The organism is Leisingera caerulea DSM 24564 (assembly GCF_000473325.1).
GTDB lineage: Bacteria > Pseudomonadota > Alphaproteobacteria > Rhodobacterales > Rhodobacteraceae > Leisingera > Leisingera caerulea.
The window spans coordinates 484,757-508,822 of the sequence record NZ_AXBI01000020.1 but is presented as its reverse complement, the minus strand read 5'-3'; the positions used below and the strand labels follow the sequence as shown (position 1 = coordinate 508,822).

Annotated in this window: 19 protein-coding genes; 9 read left to right on the top strand and 10 right to left on the bottom strand. The window is 61.5% G+C overall.

Going from position 1 to position 24,066, the window contains the following annotated elements; translation table 11 throughout:
• Nucleotide 1 precedes the first annotated feature (1 nt).
• On the top strand, nt 2-2,263 hold the full coding sequence (locus tag CAER_RS0106320) for a transglycosylase domain-containing protein (RefSeq protein WP_161631076.1): 2,262 nt from the start codon (nt 2-4) through the stop codon (nt 2,261-2,263).
• 86 nt (nt 2,264-2,349) lie between these two features.
• Complete coding sequence (locus CAER_RS0106315; RefSeq protein ID WP_027234553.1) at nt 2,350-2,556, top strand: cold-shock protein; 207 nt, start codon at nt 2,350-2,352, stop codon at nt 2,554-2,556.
• Between the two features lie 176 nt (nt 2,557-2,732).
• Here CAER_RS0106315 and CAER_RS0106310 read toward each other — a convergent pair whose 3' ends face one another.
• Complete coding sequence (locus CAER_RS0106310; RefSeq protein ID WP_027234552.1) at nt 2,733-3,272, bottom strand: hypothetical protein; 540 nt, start codon at nt 3,270-3,272, stop codon at nt 2,733-2,735.
• A gap of 377 nt (nt 3,273-3,649) precedes the next feature.
• Here CAER_RS0106310 and CAER_RS27695 point away from each other — a divergent pair, with 377 nt between their 5' ends.
• Nucleotides 3,650-4,120, top strand: coding sequence for a restriction endonuclease (locus CAER_RS27695; RefSeq protein ID WP_051357736.1), 471 nt, complete (start codon nt 3,650-3,652; stop codon nt 4,118-4,120).
• Between the two features lie 24 nt (nt 4,121-4,144).
• On the opposite strand, the gene CAER_RS0106300 is transcribed toward CAER_RS27695, so the two are convergent.
• The 9 genes from CAER_RS0106300 to CAER_RS0106260 all read right to left on the bottom strand — a co-directional run bounded on the left by CAER_RS0106300 (nt 4,145) and on the right by CAER_RS0106260 (nt 13,957).
• Complete coding sequence (locus tag CAER_RS0106300; protein ID WP_027234551.1) at nt 4,145-4,480, bottom strand: hypothetical protein; 336 nt, start codon at nt 4,478-4,480, stop codon at nt 4,145-4,147.
• On the bottom strand, nt 4,477-4,962 hold the full coding sequence (locus CAER_RS29675) for a hypothetical protein (RefSeq protein WP_154667735.1): 486 nt from the start codon (nt 4,960-4,962) through the stop codon (nt 4,477-4,479). The genes CAER_RS0106300 and CAER_RS29675 overlap by 4 nt, the downstream gene beginning before the upstream one ends.
• A gap of 91 nt (nt 4,963-5,053) precedes the next feature.
• Nucleotides 5,054-6,505 carry a hypothetical protein gene (locus CAER_RS0106290; protein ID WP_027234549.1) on the bottom strand — a complete coding sequence of 484 codons (1,452 nt, stop codon included), beginning with the start codon at nt 6,503-6,505 and terminating at the stop codon, nt 5,054-5,056.
• Nucleotides 6,502-7,524, bottom strand: coding sequence for a hypothetical protein (locus CAER_RS0106285; RefSeq protein ID WP_154667734.1), 1,023 nt, complete (start codon nt 7,522-7,524; stop codon nt 6,502-6,504). Before CAER_RS0106285 ends, CAER_RS0106290 begins: the two co-directional genes overlap by 4 nt.
• 247 nt (nt 7,525-7,771) lie before the next feature.
• Entirely contained in the window at nt 7,772-10,858 is a 3,087-nt protein-coding gene (locus CAER_RS27690) for an ATP-binding protein (RefSeq protein WP_051357735.1), read from the bottom strand.
• Nucleotides 10,859-10,877: 19 nt separating this feature from the next.
• On the bottom strand, nt 10,878-12,347 hold the full coding sequence (locus CAER_RS0106275) for a hypothetical protein (protein WP_027234547.1): 1,470 nt from the start codon (nt 12,345-12,347) through the stop codon (nt 10,878-10,880).
• 10 nt (nt 12,348-12,357) lie between these two features.
• Entirely contained in the window at nt 12,358-13,074 is a 717-nt protein-coding gene (locus CAER_RS0106270; protein WP_027234546.1) for an HNH endonuclease, read from the bottom strand.
• A gap of 50 nt (nt 13,075-13,124) precedes the next feature.
• Nucleotides 13,125-13,517 carry a DUF6750 family protein gene (locus tag CAER_RS0106265; RefSeq protein ID WP_027234545.1) on the bottom strand — a complete coding sequence of 131 codons (393 nt, stop codon included), beginning with the start codon at nt 13,515-13,517 and terminating at the stop codon, nt 13,125-13,127.
• 62 nt (nt 13,518-13,579) lie between these two features.
• Nucleotides 13,580-13,957 carry a hypothetical protein gene (locus tag CAER_RS0106260; RefSeq protein ID WP_027234544.1) on the bottom strand — a complete coding sequence of 126 codons (378 nt, stop codon included), beginning with the start codon at nt 13,955-13,957 and terminating at the stop codon, nt 13,580-13,582.
• Between the two features lie 680 nt (nt 13,958-14,637).
• Here CAER_RS0106260 and CAER_RS0106255 point away from each other — a divergent pair.
• From CAER_RS0106255 to CAER_RS0106230, 6 genes are read left to right on the top strand one after another with little or no spacing between them, the layout of a single operon-like run.
• Entirely contained in the window at nt 14,638-15,018 is a 381-nt protein-coding gene (locus CAER_RS0106255) for a GcrA family cell cycle regulator (protein WP_161631075.1), read from the top strand.
• Between the two features lie 35 nt (nt 15,019-15,053).
• Complete coding sequence (locus CAER_RS0106250) at nt 15,054-18,293, top strand: CHC2 zinc finger domain-containing protein (protein ID WP_161631074.1); 3,240 nt, start codon at nt 15,054-15,056, stop codon at nt 18,291-18,293.
• Complete coding sequence (locus tag CAER_RS0106245; protein ID WP_027234541.1) at nt 18,290-18,922, top strand: type IVB secretion system apparatus protein IcmL/DotI; 633 nt, start codon at nt 18,290-18,292, stop codon at nt 18,920-18,922. Before CAER_RS0106250 ends, CAER_RS0106245 begins: the two co-directional genes overlap by 4 nt.
• A gap of 28 nt (nt 18,923-18,950) precedes the next feature.
• A complete protein-coding gene (locus CAER_RS0106240) occupies nt 18,951-20,000 on the top strand; it encodes a DotH/IcmK family type IV secretion protein (RefSeq protein WP_027234540.1) in 1,050 nt (349 codons plus the stop codon).
• A 10-nt stretch (nt 20,001-20,010) separates the two neighbouring features.
• Nucleotides 20,011-21,303, top strand: coding sequence for a DotG/IcmE/VirB10 family type IV secretion system protein (locus CAER_RS0106235; protein ID WP_027234539.1), 1,293 nt, complete (start codon nt 20,011-20,013; stop codon nt 21,301-21,303).
• Nucleotides 21,304-21,329: 26 nt separating this feature from the next.
• Nucleotides 21,330-24,008 carry a hypothetical protein gene (locus CAER_RS0106230; protein ID WP_027234538.1) on the top strand — a complete coding sequence of 893 codons (2,679 nt, stop codon included), beginning with the start codon at nt 21,330-21,332 and terminating at the stop codon, nt 24,006-24,008.
• The last annotated feature ends 58 nt before the right edge of the window (nt 24,009-24,066 follow it).

The window sequence follows — 24,066 nt, the reverse complement described above, 5'->3', positions numbered from 1 at the left end:
GATGACAAGCCCGATGGGTTCCTTGTCTCTTCCGGGCCGGATGCCGGTTGATGTGACACCTGAGGCCCGGCCCGGGTATGTCATCCGCATCCATTCAGGGAAGGATGAGCCGATTGGCCAGGTGATCACATCCCGTCCGGTGCCGGTCGAGATGGGCAAGCTTCCCGAAGACTTCCTGAATGCGGTGATTGCAGCTGAAGACGAACGCTTCCTCGAGCATACCGGTGTTGATCCGGCCGGCATCGCTGCCGCCGCGCTCGATACTCTTGGCGGTAATCTCCGCGGCGGGTCGACGATCAGTCAGCAGATGGTGAAGAACACCCTTGTTGGGAATGAGAGAAGCTTGGGGCGCAAGCTGACCGAGGCCATGTCGGCGGTGCGGGCCCATCAGAAATTCAGCCACCAGGAGATCCTGCGGCGCTATTTGCAGAGCGCCTGGTACGGGCGCGGGCTGACGGGCGTCATGCGGGCCCCCGAAGTCTGGTTCGGCAAGAGCTGGGCTGAGTTCTCGCTGGCAGAAAGCGCGACCCTCGCCGCCATGCTGAAGGGCCCATCGCTTTTTGACCCCTGGAAAAATCCGGATATTACCCGCGAGCGGCGCAATGCGATCCTGAAGGTGATGTCGCGCCACGGCTGGATCGATGAGGACGCCCTGGCTGCCGCTCTGGATGAACCGGTCCGGGCAATAGCGCCCGACTTGTCTGTCGAGGCCAGCCAGTGGGAGCAGCGCGCGGCAATGCTGGATCTGGAAGATCGCGAATTTGTCCCGGACTACGGGATTGCCCTGAGCACCATCGACAGGGATTGGCAGGACCTGGCTGAAGAGGCGCTTGCGGACGCGGTCCGGGAGGTTTCACCGGTGATTGCGCCCAGGAGGATCTCTGAGCCGCATGTCTCGGAGTTGCGCGCTGCGGCGGATGGCATTCGTATGCCTGCCGATCTGCGCGCAGCCCTTCCCGCAGGCTCCCCGTATCGCAGCGCCCTCCTCATTGAGGAAAACGAGCAAGGCTGGGACCTCTTTGTGGAAGGTGAGGGTCTGCAGCAGGGCGTGGTGCTCATGGATCCGCACCCGGAATACGCGCCGGCGCCGGGCGACCTGGTTCCGGTTGCGCAGCTTGATCACATCGGCGGCAAACCGGCCTATGATATCCGGCTCCCAACCCGGGTTGAGGGCGCCATCGTCATCCTGGACCCCCGCACCGGCCGCCTTCTTGCGACGGTTGGCGGCGTGGATGCCGGGCTGAGCGAGTTCGACCGGACACGCGCGCAGCGCCAGCCCGGATCCGTCATCAAGCCATTCCTCTATCTTGCGGCGCTGCGGTCGGGCTTCAGCCCGGAAAGCCCCGTTGAGGACATCGAACACACCTGGCATTCGGCTTCGGGCGTGGCCTGGCGCCCGCGGAATTATGACCACAGCCAGTCCGGGCTTATCCCGATGTACAGCGGCCTCGAGCGCAGCTCAAATCTTGCGGCAGCCTTTCTCATCAACCGGATTGGTGTTGAGGCGATGGCGCGCCAGGCGGAGGCGGCCGGGGTTTACCCGGAGGGCGGCATGCACCGCCACATCTCGGCCGCGCTTGGCACCTCGGAAACCACGCTGCGCGATCTCGCGGCCGGCTACGCTGCAATCGTCAATGACGGGATGCCGCGCAAGCCGCATGCGGTTTCCCGGATCACTGACGGAACCGGAGTGGCTTTCCAGGAAGATTTCCGCCGTCCCGGACCCGTGGCCAGCCGGCGCTCCATCGAAGACCTTCTGGGCATGATGCGCGGCGTCACCCGGCGCGGCACCGCCTCGCGGGCCTTTGGCAAGCACCCGGTGACGATCGCAGGAAAGACCGGGACAACGCAGGATTGGCGGGATGCCTGGTTCATGGGGGTCACGCCGCATCTGGTGATCGGTGTCTGGCTCGGACGGGATGACAACAAGCCGCTTCCCAACCGCATGGCGGGCGGAAGCGCTGCAGCTCCGATTGCCGCCGATATTCTGAAGACCGCCCTCGAACGCGGCCTGATCCGGGAAGATGGCTTGCGGGATGATGCGGTCAGCGCTTCGATCGCCTGGCCGCCGGTGCTTCACGAACAGGGAGCCTCAACATCTCCGGGCAGCACCCGCCAGGTGATCGCCGCGGCGAGCGCACCCCCGCTTTCCCCGGCAGGCGCCGAGGACGGAATATCCGGATTTTGGGGCGGGCTGGAAATCCGCGAGGCCGCGCCCATCCCGGAAAACCGGAACGGCGACCTCCTGAACCTCTTGCGCTAAACGAAGAGCTTTGAATTCGGGGGCTTGCCGCCCTGCGGGGAAATGGGGCAGGCTCGTCCGGAAACCGGATAACCTCAGGAGAAGACATGGCGACCGGCACTGTAAAATGGTTCAACGAAACCAAAGGGTATGGCTTCATTCAGCCGGATGAGGGCGGCAGCGACGTCTTCGTCCATATCAGCGCGCTGCAGCGCTCTGGCATTCAGAGCCTTCCGGATGGCCAGAAGGTTTCCTACGAGCTGGAAACCGGCAGGAACGGCAAGGTTTCGGCGGTGGATCTGTCCCTCGTCTGATCCCGCGGTACCGCTCACGCGAATGAAATCGAGCCTGGCAGACTATTCTGTCAGGCTCTTTTCCGTCTGCAGGCTGGCCTGCGGGCCGGTCCGGACCGCTTGGCACTCCGGAGAGCACCAAAGCGATGATGTCCGGATTGGCGTTCCGCATGTGCGGCAGGTTGACATGCCCCGCCTCAGAACTTCATGAACCGGCGGATTTCGCTCTCGTCGACATAGCCGTCAGCGGCATGGATGGCCTTGTTGCCATTGCTGTCGCGGACGATGCGCATGGCGCCATCATGGATCAGCGGCGCAAGCAGCAAGGGCAGCTCGTCTTCCCGGTAGCCTGAGATCAAGGCCAGATGCTCCAGCGGCATGGCAGGGCGCACCGCCCCGCCTTCCGCGCGCAGGTAGAACCCCGGATCCTCGATGCGGGCCGCCTTGGCACGCGCCAGGCGCGCGTGGGTGTTGACGATAGCCAGCAGCCCCAGAAGCTCCGTGAAGCTCACACCGGACGCGTCCCGACGCATCATTTTCACACGGCCGCCCTGAAGCGCTCCGCACAGGCTTACCGTATGCTGCAGCCTGCTGGTGTAGACGTCGCCAAGCTTGACCGAAAGGATGCGAAGCAGGCGCGAAAACTCTGCTTCATTCCCATCAATCTGAAAGGCAGTCATCCAGGCGCCGGTGCTCGGTGACATGTCCCGACCGATGCTTTCAGTTCCTGTGTTCATCTGCACTTTCCGTTTTCTTCGGGAATCCAACCATATGTGATTATTGGATTCTATATCTTGCCTATTTGTTTTTCAAACATTTTCCTCCCGCTCTTGTGCATTTATGCAACGGGCAAAGGGCCAGCCCCACTTGATCCTCCGCCGGGATTGTGGATTTCTTATTCAAATTTCTATCTGTTTTTCGCATAGCCGCTTAGTCTGGGCGCAACCCGGATCCTCAGATCCGAACCCCGGACACTCTAGGTTTGAATGTGATCTCCCGCGCCATCAGAGCTCTCGTGAATACGGCCGCCTGGCTGGCAGTCTGCGCATTCGCTGGACTTCTCATGTGGCGCCTGGCGGGAACCTGGGCTCCGAACCTCCTTCCCCACCCGGATATGCTTCCGATCATCTTCGGGGTGGCCTGCGCGGTCATACTGCTTGTGCGCATCTGCAGACACCTGCCAGGACTTGGCGGCAGCAGGCCGCGTTTCAATCCTGCCCGGCCGCCCAGAAATGGCCACCTGTTCGAGCACTGGGTCGCGGAGAACCTCCGGCGGCACGGATGGCGAGCCAGCGTGACGCGCGCCAGCGGCGACCAGGGCCTGGACATCATTGCGCGCCGCGGCGGGCTGACCCTTGGCATACAGTGCAAGCGCTATAGCGGTGCAGTCGGCAACAGGGCCGTCCAGGAGGCCTATGCGGGTCAGGCGCATTACCGCGTCATGGCAGCTGCAGTTCTGACGACCGGGCACTACACGAAGAGCGCCCGGGACCTATCACGCAGCACCGGCGTGCATCTGCTGTCGGTGAAGGACATCCCATCCATGCACAAGACAATCCGCAAACGCACGGTCCGGGCGGCATGAGGCCAGTCGGGGCAGCTCTACTGCCTATTCGCTGACCGATCCGGGGAGAAGCTGGGCAGTCAGCTTCTTGCAGAACCCTTCGAGGAACATGTTGCCCTCGGGTTCGGCCTCAAAGTCGTAAAGCTTCTGCTTCATCTCAGCGAGCTCCAGCTCGGAGAGATCGGCCTCCGTCTCCTCTGCGACGGCTTCAAAGTTTGAAAAGGCCGCCTCGAACAGATCGTGCTGGCCGTAGGTGGCCCGGCAGTTCGCAGCGATCGCCACCTGGACTGCGGCAGCCTTGAACTCCTCATTCCCCTCGGCGGCGGCCTGCGAGGCAGCTACTGCGAGGGCGATGGCCAAGATCGGCTTGCGCATTTTCATTCGCCCGCCTTGAACACTTCGCCGTCCGCATAGACGAGACCGCGGACGCAGGTCGACACCACGACATCCTCCGGCGCCACGTCGGCAAGGCGGGTGTTTGTATAAAGCCCCTCCTGCTTCACAGATCCGCCGGCTGCGATCTTCTGGTCGGGCTCAATTGCAATGCGGATGATGTCCCGGCCGAGCACGTCCTGGAACAGAATGCTGCCATCAATCATCCGGATGTCACGACCGCTCTCATTGCTGAGCTGGACGTTGAGTTCCAGACCATTGGAGTAGGCAACCTGGGTGACGGCCGCGTCATACTCCTGAACGGAGAGGACATCGCTGCGGCCACCACCACACTTGCTTTGCGCGCTGGCGGCGGCGCCGGATATGGATGCCAGAAAAACTGCTGCTGCTAAACTTAGACGCATAATACGGGTCCCGGAATCTACCAATGGGCTATGCCCTTGTTTGGCACCGAACTGCCCGCTGCGCAATCTATAGAAAAGGCGCCAGCCTCCATCTCCCGAAAGCTGGCGCCCAAGATGCGCAGATCCCCTTTATACCCTTCCAGGAAAGGCCGGTCTGTTAATGGGTCTCGATGCTGAGCAGAGAGCCAAGCCCTCCGGGGTTCATCATCGCGCCCATCATCACCTCAACGAGACCCACCGGCTCGATCGGGTTCATGGTTACACCGCCACGGCCGTTGCGGGCGATCCCGTTGATCCACTCCATGACCGGTTTGGAGATCTCCGACGGCGCCATGGCGGCCAAACCCGCCAGGCCGGCCGCATGCGCCGATACGGGCTTTCCGGTGCCGCGCTCGATCAGCTGCCAAATCCCACGGTCTTCAATCGAGAATTCCAGCCCCTCGATCTGAAGGTAAGGCAGGATGACCGCTGCCGGATGGCCGCCGGTCATGGCCATTGCGGTGCCCCCGCCCGCCCCTGGCGTGATGACCATTTCCAGGTCGAGATGCGCATCCTGCATCCCTTCCAGATCCGTGTTCGCCACCAGGCGAATGCGATCGGCCTTTGAGGAGAGCGACATCGCCGCCGCTCCGGTGACAACCTCGCTGCCGTTGGAGCCGATGCGGTCGCGCTGAGAATTGCTGAGCATCTCGCCCAGCGGGATCCGCAGCCCGGAAGCCGTGTAATGGAAGCCGAAGTTCCCGTCGGCAAGCAGCTGCACGATATTCGGAACCACCTCCTCCGGGTCAGTTTCCGCAAGCGCCTGCAGTCCGGCCGTGATGCCCTCATCGATCGAGAAGCCGTAAGTCACGTTTTCTGCCAGAAGCAGCTCATCGCCATCAGGCCCATAGGCAACCGCGCCAGTCATGGATGCATCCAGGAAAACCGGCTGGCCGGATCCGGGCAGGAAATTCGCCCGCCCTTCGGCACGACTCACGCGCCCGATGGAGCCATCAGCGGCCACTGCCACCCCCTCATGCGCCGACAACCTCGACACCATGAAGCATGGCGCATCAGTCAGGCCGGTGAAGGACATGCTGAGACGCTTGATGCGAATGACTTCCGGTCCGTTTGACGAGGTGCCGGCAGCAACCGCATCCATGACATCTTCAGGCGCACGCAAAACCAGATCGGCAAACTCCGCGTCCCCCAGATCCATCTGATCAGGGCTTGCGGCGCCGAACGGCGTGCAGCTGTCCTCAAGCATCAGGGTTTCCAGGAGTACGGCCGATTCAAAGCTGCCGTCCTGGAAGCTCAGGATGCCCTTGCCGTCATGCTTTGATTTGACGGTTCCCCGGATGACATTCACCTGGCCGCCCGGGCTAACAACGACACGATCGGCTTCAAGGATCATGCTGTCGCCGCGCAGGCTGAACCCGGAAAATTGAATGCCAGTTGCCGTGCCTGAGGCGATCACTGCGGCCGCGACATGGCTATCAGCGCTTTGCACGGCACTGCCGCGGGCAAAATCATCCGGCGTCAGGCCGAACAATCCCCGCTCGTCTTTCGCGGCCGCGAAGGAGGGCAGCATGAGAGCGATGGCCGCCGCTCCGAAAATTCCGTATTTCACTCTTTTTCCTCTTCGGTTTTCGCAGGAACATAGGTGCCAGACCAAATGCCGTGCGCTTTGTTTTTCGCATTATCCTCGGAACGCAGGTAGGGGCTGATGCCGGCGCCATTGTGCTCGACCATCAGGATCCCCGACGACACGCCGATTTCCGCCAGGTCCCGCCGCGACCCGTTGCGCAGTTCCAGGTCGCACCAGCCGTAGACCTCGCCATCCGCACCGGCCGCACGGTCCGTCAGATGGCATTTCAGCTCACGGCCATCGACGATCGTCTCCATGCCGCGCACAGCCCAGCCGGCGCAGTCGTAAGAACTGCCCTCAGATGTCTGGCAGGCATCCTCCTCAGACGGCGCGCGGACACCATCCAGCCGGATCAGCTGCCCATCGACATCCAGAAGATCTGCGGACCGGAATGTGACCGGCCCCTCCGCCAGACCGCCCGCCCCGGCTTCGACCGGCGCATCCAGAGACCGGACCTGTTCAGGAGCCAAACCGGCGGGCACGTATCCGATTTCCCCGGCCGCGCGCCGGAAGTAAGCCTCATCCGGCTCCTGCAGGTCGCTTTCTTCGGCCATCCTGGCCCGGTGGAGCGTGGACCACGCCAGGCGCAGCTCTGGAGAGGCGCCATCTTCCCCGAGAACATATCCGGCCGCGCCCGCGCGCTCCTTCGTGCCCCCGATCTCCTCGGATAGGGTGACAGCCTTTTCCGGAGCTGGCTTGGCCCGCGGGATCTCAACCACGACCTTCTCCTGCGGCAACACATAGGCCGCTGCGAGCGTGGCGCCGATTTTCTGAAGCTCGGCTTCGCCGGACGGCCCGTCTGGAACGGTGATGGCGTTGAGGACCGGCAGATCAGGCACGTCCGGGACCTCTTCGGGTGCCGCATAGCCCGCCACGTCGACCTGGCGGCCTGGGATGCCGGCCCAGTGCGAGACCTCATGCCAGGCGGCCATCGCCAGCTCGGGCACCCGCGGTTCGGCCGCCAGCCGCACCCGTTCATGGTCCATCCACGTCTGAGCCATGAAAAGCCCGCTGACCAAGAAGGAAGATGAGGCCAGCAGCGTTGGCAAATCGACCCGCTTAAAGGCTGTATAGTTTTTCGCGTTCATTGAGAGGCGTCCAATCCAGAAAGGTTTTGCGAAAAAGTATCACCTTCCTTGGCGCAGCTCAACGGAAAGATGCGGCGCGCTTTGCTGCCCAAGCCCCGCCCCGGACGGCAAAGCGCGCGGACGGGCCGCGCGCTCTGTGTGATCGATGGTAGGAAACCGCTTATCCGGCAGGCTTTTGCATGATGAAGGACTGCTCCTTCAGCTCCCGCACGAGGTCATTGATCACATTCGTCTGTCCTGCCTTCAAGCCGCGCTCGCCCATTTCCTCGATCCGGGCCATGCGGGTCTTGATCTCCGCTTCTGCGGTGCCGCCCGGGAACCGGGCTGCCAGGACCTGGCGTGTCGCCTTCGGACCGATCTGCTTGTAAAGCTCCGAGCGGAGCGCAACATCATCCGAGGTGGTTGAGAAGGCCCAAAGCTCGGCCGGGCCGAGGGTCAGCAGAAGCTCCTGGCGCACCTGACCCTTGCCCTTGATCTTGAACAGCACCCAGACCGGGGCGCCGCGCGAGGACGGGCCATTGAGGTTGTGGCGGAGGATGGCTTTTTCATTCTCGGTCAGCCGGTACATCTCGTCGAGATAGCTGACCGAGTTCTCCGAGCCCGCATTGCAGACGACGAGCGCGGTCGCAACTTCAACGATCGCTTTCGGGAAATCTTCGATCAGCTGCGATGCGACCTTGATGTCCACCTTGAATTTCCGGCCTTCGCGGGCATCCTGGAGGAGCTGATCGTTCACCGCGTCGATCGATCCGCAACGATGGTATTCATCCATGCAGAGGATTTTCGGGGTGTTCTTCATCTGGGTGGCGCGCTTGACGTGGTAGTCCAGGTACATGTCGGGGACATCCCCGCGCTTGACCATCCCTTCGATCTCTTCCGGATCGATGAAGAAGTCGCGGGTCATGACCTGACGTGCCAGCATGTACATGATGGCCGTTTGCCGCTTGGCGGCATCGCCGGAACCCCGCGCCGTGACATCCATCAGGTCCATAGAGACAACCCGCGCCGAACCGATCGAGTAGCGGGTGCAGCCTGCGAGGATCGGATAATCACGGGCGACCTCCGAGATGACGCGCTGGAACGCATTCAGCACCGGCTGGCCGGTCGCGGCATCCACTGCATCCCCGTAGATCGAACGCACCTGATCCTGCTGCGATGCGGTGACGAGATCCGGAAGGGTCGGCACGGCCTGGCGCTGTGCGATCTCCAGCTCCGCCATCCGCCCATGCTCCATCAGAAAGTCCACGACTTCCCACCAGATGGTTTCCGGCATGGCCTCAAAGCCCAGCTCATCAAGCGCCTTGTCGACCGCGGGCTGATCATCGCGCAGATAGCGGCGCGGCGACCGGTGGTCCATCATCATGTCATAGGCCATGTCGATGGTGGCCGAAATCAGACCGCGCATGGGGCCGGAGGGCGGATTTGCACCGTCAGACATCAGCAGGGACATGAAGTTGATCTGGAAGATCCGTTCCCCGGACATCGGCTTGCGCATGCCGGGCTGCGTGTCGAAGATATTGATCGCATAGCTGGAGTCGTTCTTCAGCTTCTGGAACAGAACCTCATGGCGGCGATCCGCCGGCAGCGCCTCCTGAAGAAGCGAAATCAGCCCCGCAGAGGAGGGCCCGATATCAATGATGGAGATCCGCGGCAGCTGCGGCGTGTCCCCGACGGCCGCATTGGGGGCAATGGCCGAAGCGAAGTTGACCGCGTTCATCAGCACGGATTTACCCGAGCCGGGCGTGCCAACGATCAGGCTGACCCATGTCGTCTGGAGTGAGGAGCCGGGCTGGTAGGCCCAGGGCTTTCCGGAACCGGTCCGGAACATCACCGCCCCGCTCTCCCACGGAGATGCCTGACGGCTCAAGGGCATCATCGACAGCACATCCCGCATCGGCCCGGCCGCAACCGGAGCAGTTGACGACTGGGTGACACCCGGCATGGTCGACATGACGGTGGCCATCGGGTCGCCGGAGATGCCGTCGACGCCACAGTTTCCCCAGCGCTTCACAGCTCCGGTGACAATCTGGGAGTTCCGGCGCAGAACATCCGGCTTGCCCGGTGGCGCCCAGGTCGAGAAAGACATCCGGAACCGGACGATGTTGTCCTCTTTGCCGTCGATCTCGCTGTTCAGCAGCAGCGCCTCGCGGATCCTGCGATTGTGGTTGCCGCCCGCCCAGGCAAAGATGGAGAGATACATCATCTTCAGGGTTTGAGCCTGAACCCCGCCGGACTCGATGCGCATCGATGCGCGCCACGGGATATCCATGCCCTTTGCGGTAATGTCGGCAACCAGAGAATTGAAGTCCGGCAGCACCTCCGGGGCGACCGTCATGTCGAACCCGTTGAAGACCATGTTCCCGATCCGGACCGACCGGTTGCTTTCGATGTAGCTGTCTTCTGTGGCCAGCTGCAGGTCGAAAGTCGGCACGGCGAGGTTCCCGAATTCCGTCGCGTTCATCTGCGCGGGCGTTTCCGGAAGCATGGTCAGGGCGCGCTTGCCCGGGTTCACCGATGGCGTGGCTGCGCCTTCTTTCGACCAGGCGGGCAGGATCGGATGCCATTCGTCCTTGGTCGGATAGGTGTCCGGATAGATGCCAGCGCGGATCTCCTGAAGCGCTTCGTGAACCCCCAGGACCCTGGACATCTGCCCCGCCTTGATCAATGTGCTGTTCAAGGCCTCAACCAGTGCGAGGTGACGGGCGTGCGCCGACAGCATTGCCTTGGAGGGAAGCTGGCCGCCTTCCATCACCGGCAGCTTGGCCATCCGCTCGCCGAGATTTTTCACATCCTCTTTCAGCTCCTCGCGGTCAAGTACCGCCGGGCGGGTTGTGACCGTGATCAGGCAGACTTCGCTGACCATTTTGGTCGAGAGGTTCGAGATCCGCTCCTGCAGCACGTCGTCGAGGTCGAGGCCGAGCCCATGCGCGCCGCGCTTGGTCCGGTTCACGATCCGCTCGATGTACTGCCGGGCGGCGTTGGCATCGCGCATGAAGTTGACTTCAATGGCATGGCCGGGTTTGGCGAAATACGACGCCAGCATGACGCGCAGCCGCTCCACCATCAAGGCGATCTCAGCCTCGCCTGGAGTTTCCAGGGCGCCCGCCACGTTGATCAGCGAGATCAGAGAGCCGTCTTTCAAGACCATGGATGTATCATCTTCCATGGTTTCCAGGCGGATCTGGTCCATCATGGACTCCTGAAGCACACCGCCAATCAGCTTCGTGAATACGTCGAAAACGCCCATTCTTCTTCCTTTTTCGCACTCATGCGGATGTCAAGATCCGGAACTGCCGGGCCCGTTCATCCGCTGGGAGATCCATGATCCCGTCAAGGGACCATAGTGCATTACGCTGGCGGCGGTGAACAACAGCAGACAGCAGGTAATCCACATCATTCCCGCCGAACAGGCTCGGTTCTGCCGGAATTGGAACCCCCATCTGCCGCAGAAGCTCCACGCTTTCCAGCGGCAGGATCAGTCCGCATTCCCAGGCCGCATCGACAACCAGCATCAACAGCTCGATGTCCAGCGGGCAGCGGACCGTGATGTTGCCGTAGTGGGCTGAGACAAGAGACGCCCCGACCTCTGCCAGCGCTTCGATAGCAGGCATCATGGCGGCCCGGTCCCGGGCGGCAATCCAGACGGCTTCCGCTGTCTGGCCGGGAGATTCCTTGCGGGCCGCCCTCAACGCCGAAGCCAGGATGTTTTCGGCCGCCAGGCCGACAGACCATGAGGCGCGCGCGGCATCGGCTCCGCCCGCGGCGGCCTCGAGGCTGCGCAGCAGCTGGCCGGTTGCGGAGGGGCACCATTTGCTGCCCGCGACAACGCCCTCTACGGAAACCTTGTAATGACGTGCGAGAAGCTTGATCTCTTCATCGATAAACCTGGTGCGGTGGGTGTCTCCCATTGAAGTGTTCAGCCCATTGGCGAACACCTGCACATGCTCCGGCACGTAGCCCTCACCCGGTTGGCAGACAGCCTTGTAAATGGCCGGCCGGCCGGTCTGGCGCATATTTTCCAGAAAGTCCTCAACGCTCTGGTGGTCCTTGCGATTGGCAATCTGCCAGATCGAGGAGGCCGGAACATCGTCTTCCGTGATGCGGCGCGCATAGCTCAGGCGCGGGAAGTGGAACGCCAGGTTGATGTGGTCATCAGGCGGCTCTTTACGCCCGCCGATGTACATCCCGGCCTGGTAGGTTCTGGTGAAATGCTCGATCACCCGCTTTTCAGATGACCCGGTGCGGGCAACCGCGGGCGCGTTCACCGTGGCAATCGCGGTGGCCAGAGATGCGGCACGCTCCATCTGGCTCTGGAATTCATGCGGGGACTTGTAGCGCAAATCGCCCATGTTGTCGCGCAGCGCTTCCTGTGACAGGCGGTAGACCCGATGCGCGATTGTGGCGATGACCGGCAGGGACTGATCGGGGCGTTTTCCGCTGAGGCCGAAGGCTGTTCGGATCTGGTCAATCGAGAGCTTCAGCCAGCTATCCGACCGCATCGTCATGCCGCGCAGCTCCTTGCTGATCGCGCGGACCTGATCGTAGCCCATGTCAGCCACCCAAAGCCCTGGCTCAAGGCGCTGCGGCACACCCTCGCCCGCAGCGGTGAATCCGGTTCCGGTCCGTTGCGCCTGCCAGCTGCCATCTTCGCCGAAAAAGATTACCCCAACATTGGAGAAGGGATCCTCACTGCCGGTACGGTCCTCTTGTTCAATATCCTGAAATTCAATGCCCATGGCGCGCTCCTCAAGCCGCCGCCACGGCCTCTGCCGCGGCCCGGATTTTCTCGAAATCGGGCGCGCAGTCCTGACGTATCGCTTGCGCAGCCTCATCTGCAATGACCTGAAACCCGCCGATGCTCCACGTCGACAGCCGCGACCCCTTCTTGAGACCCTCATACCCTTCCGAGAGTTCCGCAGGCCAGAACCGCAGGGACTGGTCGATGCGCAGGAGCGTTTCGCCCGCCTCCTTTTCCCCGATCAGCGCAGGCATCCCAAGGGCGGCCTCGAAAAGGGATTCCGCATCCTTGCACCCAAGTAGTTCGCGAAGACGCTGACGGCGGGCTTCGATGTCCGAAATCACTGCGGAAACATCGACAGGCGCATCATCCGGCGCATTACGCCATGCAAGCGCCACCCAGGCCAGGCGGTGAAGATCCTCCTGGCTCATGTCGGGCGCAAAGATCGGGATAATCCGCTTGCGGGCCCCGGCCCAGAGCGGGTGCTTGAGGTTGTGGCAAAACTGGCAGATGCAAGCCATGTCGGATGCCGGCGACTCGCGGTGCCCTTTCAGGTGGTCGATTTCCATCATTCCGGGAACCCTGACACCGCAGATATGGCATCGTTCCTGGTCCCGCTTCATGACCTCACCGCATTCCTGCGCCTGCGGCACGAGAAGAGCGGCATGATCAACGACCCTAAGGTTCATCGTCACAAGCGACGATTTCAGCATATCGGAAAGCATCGTTCCCCCAAGTGCATCTGACAGAGCCGCTGGCTCCCGGCACGCATTTTTCAGTCAATCCGGATGAAGCCCGTTGTCCCGTTAGTCACATCAGCGCTGGCGCCAAATATGGTCGCCACGCCGGATGACAGGAGAGACGGCAGAGCAACGAGGCACGCCCCGCACAGGATCAGAACGAAACCCGTCGAAATGGAGCTGGAAGGATCATTCGGGCTTTTCGAATGCGCGTAGAATTTCAGAAACCCGCCGATCACCAGGCTTACACCGAGAAGAAAGGCTCCGACGGTAATGAACCTGGTCCCTTCGACCGCCTGACCGGTCATGCCGGTGGCAATTTGGCCAAGATCCAGAGCTTGCGCCGCAGCGGCCCCGGCTGAGACCAGGGTTGCGGCCAATGCCTGAAAGGCGCGGGCCGACGTGCGGATCAAGAATTTTGCCTTCATAGCTCTGCCCCCGAAGCGCCTAAGCGCCAATCATGATTGGCGCTTAGTTTTTCGCATTTCGCTTAGTTCAGCGAGGTGAAGCCGCTGGTGCCATCAGTGGTATCCGCGCCGCTGCCGAACACGGTCGAGATACCCGACCCCAAAACTGCAGGCAGCGCGACCAGACCGGCGCCGACAAAAATCAGGATGAAGGCGGTCGACATCTTGTTCGACGGATCGTTGGGGTTCTTGGTGTTGGCATAGAACTTCAAGAAGCCCGCGATACCGATCGCAGCGCCCAGGAGGAAGGAGATGACGGTCGCAAAGGACACAGCTTCGGTGGCCTGCCCGCGCAGCCCGCTCAAGATGGCACCGGCGTCCTGAGCCATGGCGGGAGCCGCAATCAGGGCTGCCGCAGTTGCCGCCGCTGCGAGGGCGGCACGTTTCTTCCAGGTTTTCATGTTCAATCCTCTCATAAACCTGCACGGCAGCGATCCGCATTCCCGGGCCGCCGCAATCTTCTGCATGTAGAGAATATGCGAAAAACTGAGAAATTCCCTAGTGCGCATTCGTATCCCGGCCAACGCAGATGTGGAAAACTCGGCCGGCCGGGCCGGAACTTCCCTTCCGTAACGCCTGGCCACTTATTGCCGGTTACACGCAACCATCTATTTTTATTTGTTTTTTCTATCCTGTATCGCTGTAACGGCGGTAACGGCAGGATTGTATGTAGAGGGGAGAGACTCTCCGTGAGTCCGGAAATATCCCTCTCTCTTCTTCTATATATATCTATTACTATCTACCTGATACATAGATAGATAAATAGAAATAAAGGGATAAAATCAATGACTTACAGGTGGATCTTCATCCGTAACGGACTGTAACGCTGTTACCTCGTTGTTTTTATTGTCTTTTTTGGTATTTTTCATATCCATGCAGGAGCCGACCGCCGCTCCAGCCTGGCGGATCCGGCCTCTCCGGGTTCCGGATAATATCTATTTTTTGTTTGTTTTCAGTGACGTAACAGTGATGAGGGGTGATCCGAGCATTTCGCGAAAACTTCCCCTCTTGCTTTTTCGCATATCAGGACTGATACTTGCCCCGACACACAGAACAGCGAGATTGCAAAATGGGGGAAGTGATGGCCGCATCCGGCTTCGGGCATGCGTCCGGCAAGGCTCCGGTTCGAAAGACCGGTCCCTGGCAGGATGAGGATGTCCAGCTCCTGATCCGTCTTTGGAAAGATGGTCATTCGAATTCCGAAATCGCAGAAAAACTGGGCCGCCAGGAGAACGCTGTAGCGATCAAAGCTTCGCGCTTGCGGCTGCCGCCCAAGTCGGTTGCCGGCGAGCGCATGTCTGCAGAGAATGCGAAAAACGGTAATGCGAAATTGCGGCCTTGCCTCACGTGCCAGAAAACCTTCTTCTCGGAAGGCTTCGGTCACCGGATCTGCGATTCCTGCAAATCCACTTCAGCCTGGTCCTCCGGTGATTACGCCGTGTCCTTCGGAGGGAGTTTCTGATGGCCGCAAATGCGAAAAAGAATGCTGCGGTCAAAATGTCCCGCGAGGATATCATCCGGGCGTTCTCGGACCTCAAGGACGAGGTCAAGAGCCGCTATCGCATCGATCATGCGATCGCCGATCTGACGGGTGCCCAGCTGCGCCAGACCGGGCGCACCTTTGAAGCCCTCTGCCCGTTCCATGTCGAAAAGACCCCCTCGTTCAAGGTTAATCCAAGTCGTGGCAATTACCGCTGCTGGGGCTGCGGGGAGAATGGCGACGTCCTGCGGCTGATCATGGTCACCCAGAACCTGGACTTCCAGCCCGCCATCATTTTTGCAGCTGACAAGATTGGCATTCCGGTCCCCGACCAGATCCGCAGCTTGGTGGAAGGCCGAAAGCCGGCCGGTCCCAAGAAGAAGCTCGTCCGTTACGAGAGCTCCAAAGTGCGCCCGGCGCCCGGAAATCTGGCGGATGCCGGGATTATCCCTGTCCCTGCCGATGTCAGGCGTCCCGCGGCGAAGCGTGACTTCCAGCTCTGGAATAACCGCGGCACATACGGAGACCGGGACCCGGCCGTTAAGCGGTATTTCCCGCAGATGGTTCATGAGTACCGAAATGCGGATGGGGATCTTCTCATGTGCATTCTGCGTGTCATGGGCCGTGACAAGAAATTCTTTATCCCTGCCCGCCTGATGGTTCCTACCGAGGATTGCCCGGAGCGCCTTCTGGAGAATGCCACGCACGACGGCAAGCGGCTTGCCTGGGTCTCGATCGGACCGAAGGTTGGCAGCGCAAGGCCGGTCTATGGCATGGAAGATGTGCGCGGCTGGAACGCTGCGGGCGGCAAAAACGTCCTCATCGTTGAGGGCGAGAAGACCCGCGATGCGGCTGCCCGCATGCTGCGTCAGGCCGACCCCGAAGGCAAATGGCTGGTGCTCACTCCGATGGGCGGGTCGAAATCGGCGATCTACGCTGATTGGGGACCCTTCTTCGATATCGTGGGCGACCGGAAGATCAACATCATCCAGTGGCCCGATGCGGATAAGCCGCTGCAGCGCCCGGACGGCACGGTCGAAGACCGTCTCAAACAGGCCGTTGACCAGATGCAGTCCGTGATAGCGCAGCGCGCCATGGACCGCGGCGTTCTGGACAACATCGTCCTCGGCCAGGTCAGGCCTCCCAAGGATGTTAAGTCCGGATGGGATGTCGCCGACGCTGAGGAAGAAGGCTGGGCACCGCACGAGCTAATCAATTTTATCAAAAAGAACTCCATGAGGACGAATATGGCCAACCTCGAACTGCGCAAGACAGAGACCCCGAAGGACATGGACGCATCCGGCCTGGAGGAGCCGGAAATGGCCGCCCCTTTTGAGCTTGCCGGGGAACCGGCAGCTCAGGACGACGATATTGATTGGCTGGAAATGATTGATGAGACGCTGGCTGATGGGTCTGACGGCAGCGAGACGGCGCCCATGCTCGACGCTCCGGAAATTGAAGACGTTGCGAGCGAGGATCTGATCTCCCCGGATGAGGTGGACCAGCATCAGGAGATCGAGGAAGAGAACGCCGGGAATCGCGCTTTCAATAGTCATTTCCGTTGCCTGGGCTACCTGGACACCGTCAACGTCTTCATGTCGCTGACCTCGGGCCAGGTGTTTGAGCTGGCCCCCAAGCAGATGAACTCAACCTCGCTGCTGCACCTGGCACCTCTTGACTGGTGGGAAGAAAACTTCCCCAAGCTGAACCGCAACGGCCAGCCTGCAGGCCCGGACTGGCAGCGCGCGGTGGATTTCCTGATTCAGGCCACCTACAGTGCCGGAGTTTGGGATCCGAGACTGCGCTGCAGCCAGGGCGCGCGCCTTGACGGGGGAACAGTGGTATTCCACACCGGCTCACAGCTCTACGTCGATGGCGAAGGCAGTAAGCCGCTTCACGAGTTCACCGGCCAATACGTCTACACGGTTGGCCCCCGCACGCGGATGCCGGACGTGGTAACCCCGTTTACCGCCGACAGTCCCGAAGTGCGTCAGCTTCTCGATATCATCTGCAAGCTGGACTGGCATCACGACCGCCGGGAGTTGTCGATCATGGCGCTGATGGGCTGGATCGCAATTGCTCCGATCTGCGGAATGCTGCCGTGGCGGTCGCACATCTGGCTCGACGGGCCGCGCGGATCCGGTAAATCCTGGGTAACCCGGAATATCGTCGGCAAGGTGCTGGGTGACTTCGCGGTGAGCGTGGTTTCCAACTCTTCCGAGTCCGGCATCAGGAACTTCCTGGTGAACCGCTCCGTTCCCGTCATCTTCGATGAGGCGGAGGGTGAAGATATGAAAGACAGGAAGCGGATGGACGACATCATCAAGATGGCTCGCTATTCGTCGACTGAGGATGACGCTGTTGTTGCGCAGGGCGTCTCGGGCGGCGGGGCCGCACGGGGCTACAAGGTGGCGTCAACATTCATGCTGACGTCGATCGTTCCGGGCCTGGAGAAATCCGCGGACCAATCGCGCTTTGCCCGCCTCAAACTGTCCTCCGGGCGCAAGCACGACGGCTTCAAAAATGACATCGAAATCCCTGCTCTGGATCTGATCACCAAGGAATTCTCTGATCGGTGGATCGGCCGTATTCTGACCCGCGCCAAAGACTACATGGCGACTTACCGCCATATGGTCCATGCTCTGAGCTGCCTGGGTCTTGAGCGCCGCCTCGCAGACGTTTTCGGCAGCTTTGCGACCGGGTGCTGGCTGATGATGCGTGAAGGGACACCGGAAAACGAGCAGGAGGCTGTCTCCTTCATTGCAACCGAGTTCAACGTGATCGAGCAGCTGACCGACTTCAGTGACGTGGTCTCCGAAGACAAGGACCACACCCGCCTCTTCGCCGCGCTCCAGTCACATGAGGTGCGCCTGGATGGTCAGAACAATGCCGGCGCGCGCTCTGAGTTGCTGGGCACCATTCTGGAGAGCGCATGCGGCTATGAAGGCAATGATGATGCGATGCTGAACGGTGAAGAGGCGCGCAAGGTCCTTCTGCGCTACGGCATCCGGCCCGGCGTCGGCGATAAGCCCGCCCAGGATGGCGACGTGGCCACCACCGTGCTTATCCACAAAAACTCGCAAGCGATCCGGAGCATCCTGGAGAAGACCCCTTACGCGCACTCCTACCAAGATGTTATGCATCAGGCAGACGATGTGAAAATGGGAAAAACTGTTCGTTTTGGCAGCGGCATGCCGCCATCCCGTTCCATCATCGTCCCGCTGAAGCATTTCTCGATTGGGGTCGACAACGGATGAGCATGAAAAACAGGTTCGGGGGCACTGAAACGGCCCTCGCACGCCATGAGACCTATCAGACCGGTTTCAAACGGATGGCGATTGCGGCCATTGTTGCATCCGCTGCGGCCGTAACCGCGACCGGTGCGGCCTGGTGGGCCTTCACCCAGAAGCCGGAGCCGCGCTACTTCATTGCCCGCGAGGATGGTGGCATTATCCCCCTGACGCCGGTCACCCAGCCCTACCTGAACGACGGGCAGGTCACCAACTTCGCCGTCGAGGCGATCACCCGGTCCCTGACCTTCAACTTCGTGAACTGGCGCCAGGATCTGGCGGAGGCATCGGAGTATTTCGAACGCCCCAATGGCTGGAACAACTTCCTGCAGGCCATCGAGGGATCCGGGATGCTGGACTTCGTCCGCAACCGGCGCCTGATCTCCAGCGTTGTCGCCAATGGCGCCGTTATCGTCAAATCCGGCCCGGATGCGACCGGCCGCTTCAGCTGGGTCGTGCAGGTCCCGATCACCATCACCTATCAATCGTCCTCCGAACAGAGCACGGAAGACCGGATGGCCGAAGTTCAGATCAGCCGTCTGCCCACATGGCAAACATCGCGTGGCGTCGGGATCACCCGCGTCCTCGTCAAGTGATCCGGTTTTGCGAAAAAGGAAGCACCAGATGACCAAAACCAAACTTGCCGCTGGCGCCGCAGCCATCGCCCTGCTGTCCTGCACCGGGATGGCTCTTGCGCAACAGAATCCGTCCTCCGCGGGCACTTCCCCCGCCGCGGAAATGGGCGGCCAGGCCGACGGCAGCTCCGGGATTTTCTCGGGCTATGTGCCGTCGGCCGCACCCCGGGGGATGGCCACCGGCGGCAGCGCCGTGCCAGCCGCACCCACGGATGCAAACGGCAATCCGCTGCCAAAGCTGAACGATGGCAATCAGCTCAACGCGGACAAGATCGATGGCTTCAATCAGGCCATCGAAAACAACTTTCCCATGACGCCCGAAATGGTCCGTAAGTTCCGCGATATCTATGAAGCCAACCAGCGTGCGCTTCTGGAACGTGAAGAGCCGGATGCGCGGGTCGATGCAGGCTTTATCAGCCTGGAGCCGGGCGAAACGCCTCCGGTTCTGACCCTGGCGCCCAGCATCGCCTCGGTGATCGGGTTTTACGATGTGACCGGTCAGCCCTGGCCGATCACGCAGTATGTCGTGGGCTCCGGCCAGGATTTCGAGGTCATTCAGCTCGGCGAGCAGGCCAACAACCTGGCGATGACCCCGCTGACGAAAGTCGGGTTCACCAACCTGGTCGTGATGCTCAAGGGGCAGGCCAAGCCGGTTGTGATGCGCGTCGGCATTTCCAATGAGACCGCTCATTTCCGCCATGACATCCAGATCATGAGCCAGGGGCCCAACGCCAAGATCAACACGGCCGTTGCGTCTGACAGCGTGACCGAGGCGGGCTCTGAGCTGCTGCTCTCCTTCCTTGCCGGCGTCGATATTCCCACGCAGGCAAAGCCGGTGGCAATCCAGGGCGTCGATGCCCGCGGATGGCTGATGGGCGAGAAGGTCTACCTGCGCTCGAAGCACCCGCTGATGTGGCCCGCTCACACCAATGCCATGTCCGGCCCGGACGGCATCCGCGTGTATGAAATCCCGCGCAGCTTTACGGCGCTCTTTTCCGTCGCTGGCCAGATGGTCCGTGCCGACGTTGTCCTGCCCTGAGGAGCCAGCAATGACTGACAATCCCAACGAACTGGACCACATCCCCGAGGTTGAGGTCATGGAAGATCCGGCGCCCGTGCGTCACAAGAAAGGGCTGCCGCCGTCGCTGAAGCTGGCAAGCATTTCGGTCGTGGCGATGGTCGCGATTGGTTGCGGGATCTTCTACAACACGCAAAAGCAGGTCGAGCCCAGCAAGACGCCCCGCGCGGCCAGCCTGGATTCCACGCCGGGCGGTTCCGTCCAGCAGGATAGCCCTGAATATCAGCAGAGCCTGCAGGAGCTGAATGATCGCCGGGCGCAGCGCGCCGCAGAGCTGGGCGTGACATCCGTTCCCACCCCCGAGGGCATCCTGAAGCCTGTCGATGAGCCGGTGCAAATCGAGGATATCGCGGTCGAGGAAGAAAAGCCTGAGCCGAAACCGGAGGTGAAGCGTCCTGTTGTGACCGAACGCCGTGTGCTGCCCCGTCCGGAACCGGCGCCGCAGGTTGCGGAACGCCGGCGGGTGCCCGTCGCAGTGAAGCAGCAGCCCCAGCCCGTGATGGCCCCGGGTGCAGCTGACGAGCAGGAGAACCCGTATGTCGCACTGATGTCGAACCAGATGAAAACGGTTGCCAAGACTTTTGCCACCTCCGGGATGGCTCAGGGCGAAGTGTCGATCCCGAACGAGGGATCAGACGCAAATGGCACCGGCTCCGGTGCCGCGGCGCAGCCTGCAGATGGCGGCGCGGCAGGCGGTGGTGCGGCTGAGATGATCCTGCGGCCTGGCGATGTCCTCTATGCTGAAACGCTGACCAATGTCTCTTCGGACATGAACTCGCCGGTGCTTGCGGAAATTGTCTCCGGTGACTTCAAAGGCGCCCGCCTGACCGGCAGCTTTACGGCTGACAAGACGGCAGACCGGATGGTTGTCAGCTTCACCAACATGACCACCAAGGACGGCACGGTCTATCCCGTGAATGCCTTCGCGGTTGATGGCGCCACCGCGGAAACCGCCGTGGCAAGCGATGTGGAGCGCCGCTACGTGGCGCGCTATGGCCCGCTTATCGCCGCGACCTTCATCAGCGGCTATGCCCAGAGCCGGGCGCAAACCGCGCAGACCGTGATCGGAACGGGTGACAACGCTACCGTTGCCACAGGGTCCGCCAGCGCCAAGCAAAGCATGTACGCCGGTGCGGCCAATGCTGCGAGCGCCATTTCCTCGGATATCCTGGCGAATGCGCCGAAGGGTCCGAAAATCATTCTGCGAAACGGCTACCCGATCGGGATCATCTTTATCGATCCCGTCGAGAAGCTTGCCCAATAATCACCAGAGCATCATCGGGGGAAAAGATGAGCAAGAAAAGCGCATCCACCGCTCAAATCCAGTCTGACACCGAAACCGGCATCGTTCTGGCAGGCAGCGCAAATGCTGAAGAAGTCCAGGCACGCCACCACGAGCTGCTCGACGGCAAGGCTATCGACCAGGCGACGTCCGACCTGGGCAAATTCGAGGAGCGTCTGACGCATCTCTCCAATATGTCGACCATCTTTGATGACGACGAGGATGCGGGCCCCATCAGCATGGGCGGCGGCACATCTGCCGTTGTGCCCGAAGCGTCGGCCGCACCGCTGCCCGCGGCGGATGATGCGGATCTCGATGCTGAAGAGGATGCCGTTGTGATCGGCGGCCTGGCTGATGAGGATGGGGATGACGATCTTCTGGGCGATGTCTTCCCAGAAGGTGATGACCTGATGGCGCCCTTCGCCGATGACGCTATCTCCGGCGCCCAGGATACGGCCTATGCCGAACCTGATCTCCAGGAATTCACCATCCCCGGCGATGATGAGCTGCAGCAGAACAGCGCGGCTTCGGATACCGCCCTGGCACATGCGGACGCCGAAGATGAGGCGATGGATGATCTGTCCTACCTGCATGATGAGCTGGATGGCTCCGATGCACTGGATGATCTGTCCGGCGAAGACGAAGCGGAGGCGGAGCCTGCAGCGCAGGACGGCTCCACAGAGGAAGAGCCCGCGCCACGGCATGACGTCCTCAATGTGGCAACCACCGAGATGTCCGAAGCCGAAGATCAGAGCCTTTCCAGCCTGATCGGCGTGCAGCCCGCTGCGGAGATCGTCTCCGGCGATGAAATGCAGAGCGAAGCCGATCCGGCGGAAAACTGGATTGATGATCTGGATGACGCGCTGCCGGAAGCCGAAGATGGTGCTGTCGACATTGATGAGCTGGATGCGGCGCTGAGCGATGCCATCCAGGACACCGGTGCCGCGCCAGCGGAAACCGAAGTCACCGGATCGGATGATGACTGGCTGTCGATGGATGACATGCCGCGCCCGGACTGGGCCGACACCGCAGATGGCACCAGCGTGCCCGGTTCGGCCTGGCAGGATGACGCCTCAACGTCGGAGAGCGCGGTGTCCACGCTCGCTGACGATGGCGATGACCTCCAGCCCTGGAGCGTTGATCCGGATGAGGGATCGTCCGGTGACACCCCGGTCAAAGATGTGGATTTCTCGGATGTGGAGGTTTTCACAGAGCCTGAACAGACCGATTATGCATCCTATGAAACGCCCGTCGATGATTACCGCGACGGGTATCAGGATGACGCCGCTGAGGCCGTGGCGGCCCCCGCTGTTGAAGAAGGACCATCGGGCGTGAGCGAAAAAGAGAACAACACTTCCGGTATCATGGATGACATGGAACCTGACGCCGCTCGGAGCGAGGCGGTCGACGACAGCTGGTTTGATGCCGGCACACCGGATACTGCCGAGGAGACCGCTCCTGCGCAGGTGCCGTCCGCAGCCGATGCGGGGCAGCAGGATGCTCCGGCTCCCGCCGCTGAACCCAAAAGCAAGCGCGGACTTCTGATGTTCGCAGCAGGCGCTGTTGCCCTCGTGATTGCTGCATCCGGCGGATACCTGGCTCTGAACAAGCTCTCCTCCCCCGCAGCATCGAGCGCTACCCAGGCACAGCTGCCCGCCCCGCAACCGGTTCAGGTTCAGGCTGAGCAGACCATTCTCCCGGCGGGCACGGCTGTTCCGGCAGAGGATGCTCAGTCAGAGGGTGGCACGTCGCAGACGGATGACCAGGAGAACGCGGCTGCTGCGGACACCGGGACCCCGGATCCGGTCACGCTGCCTGAGGCAGAACTGCCTGTCGACAACGGCGATCTTTCGGAGCTGATGCTTGAAGAGATCGCGGCGCCGGGCGCTATTGAGGGCGAACAGGCTCCCGCAAGTGAAGCGGCAAGCAACCTGAATGACCTGACCGAAGATCTGGCCAGTGCGGCCGAAGGCGATCTGGATGCGTTGTTCCTGGACCTGCCCAGCGAGGAAGCTGAGCCCGCACCGGCGGCGCCTGTGCTGAATGAGGAAGTCTTGGCGGACTATGCGAAAAAGGATGAAATCGCAGAAATCCGCAACGCCATCGACCTGATGTTCGAAACGGTCGAAACCCTGTCGGCCGAGGTCGTGGAGCGCGATGCTGCAATCGTCTCGCTGCAGGAACAGCTCGCCCTGGCTGAGGCAAAGGCGCAGCGCGCGGAAACCCTGGCGCTTGGCCAGAACGAGGTTCTCGCCGAGTTCCTGCGGGTCAAGGAAAAGGTCGACATGGCCGAAAACCTGATCGTCGACCTGTCCCGTCGGACCGCCGCGATGGAAACCGCAGATCCTGCTGACCGGGTTGCTGTGGAACGTTCGATCACGGATCTGAACGAGCGCCTCGAGGGAATGGCGCGTGATCTGGGCCTCATTGCGCGGGTCGCCATTAACGGCAGCACCGCCAAATCAGGCGCCGCCACTGCCGCCGCCGCGGGCGTCCCGGGTTCGGACTCAGTCTATGTGAAGTCTCCGGGCGGCATTCCGGCACCCGGCACGAAAGCGCATGTCCCTTCTGATGTGAAGGTCGGCGATTTTGTCGAAGGCTACGGCTATGTTCTGCAGATCATGCCCACCTCGGAGGGCGGCAAGGTTGTCGTCATGGAAAACAAGTCGGTCCTGATCCCGGGATGATACTGACGGGGCGGCTGCGGCCGCCCCTTCGACCTCAATGCGAAAAGTGAAGCCGGAG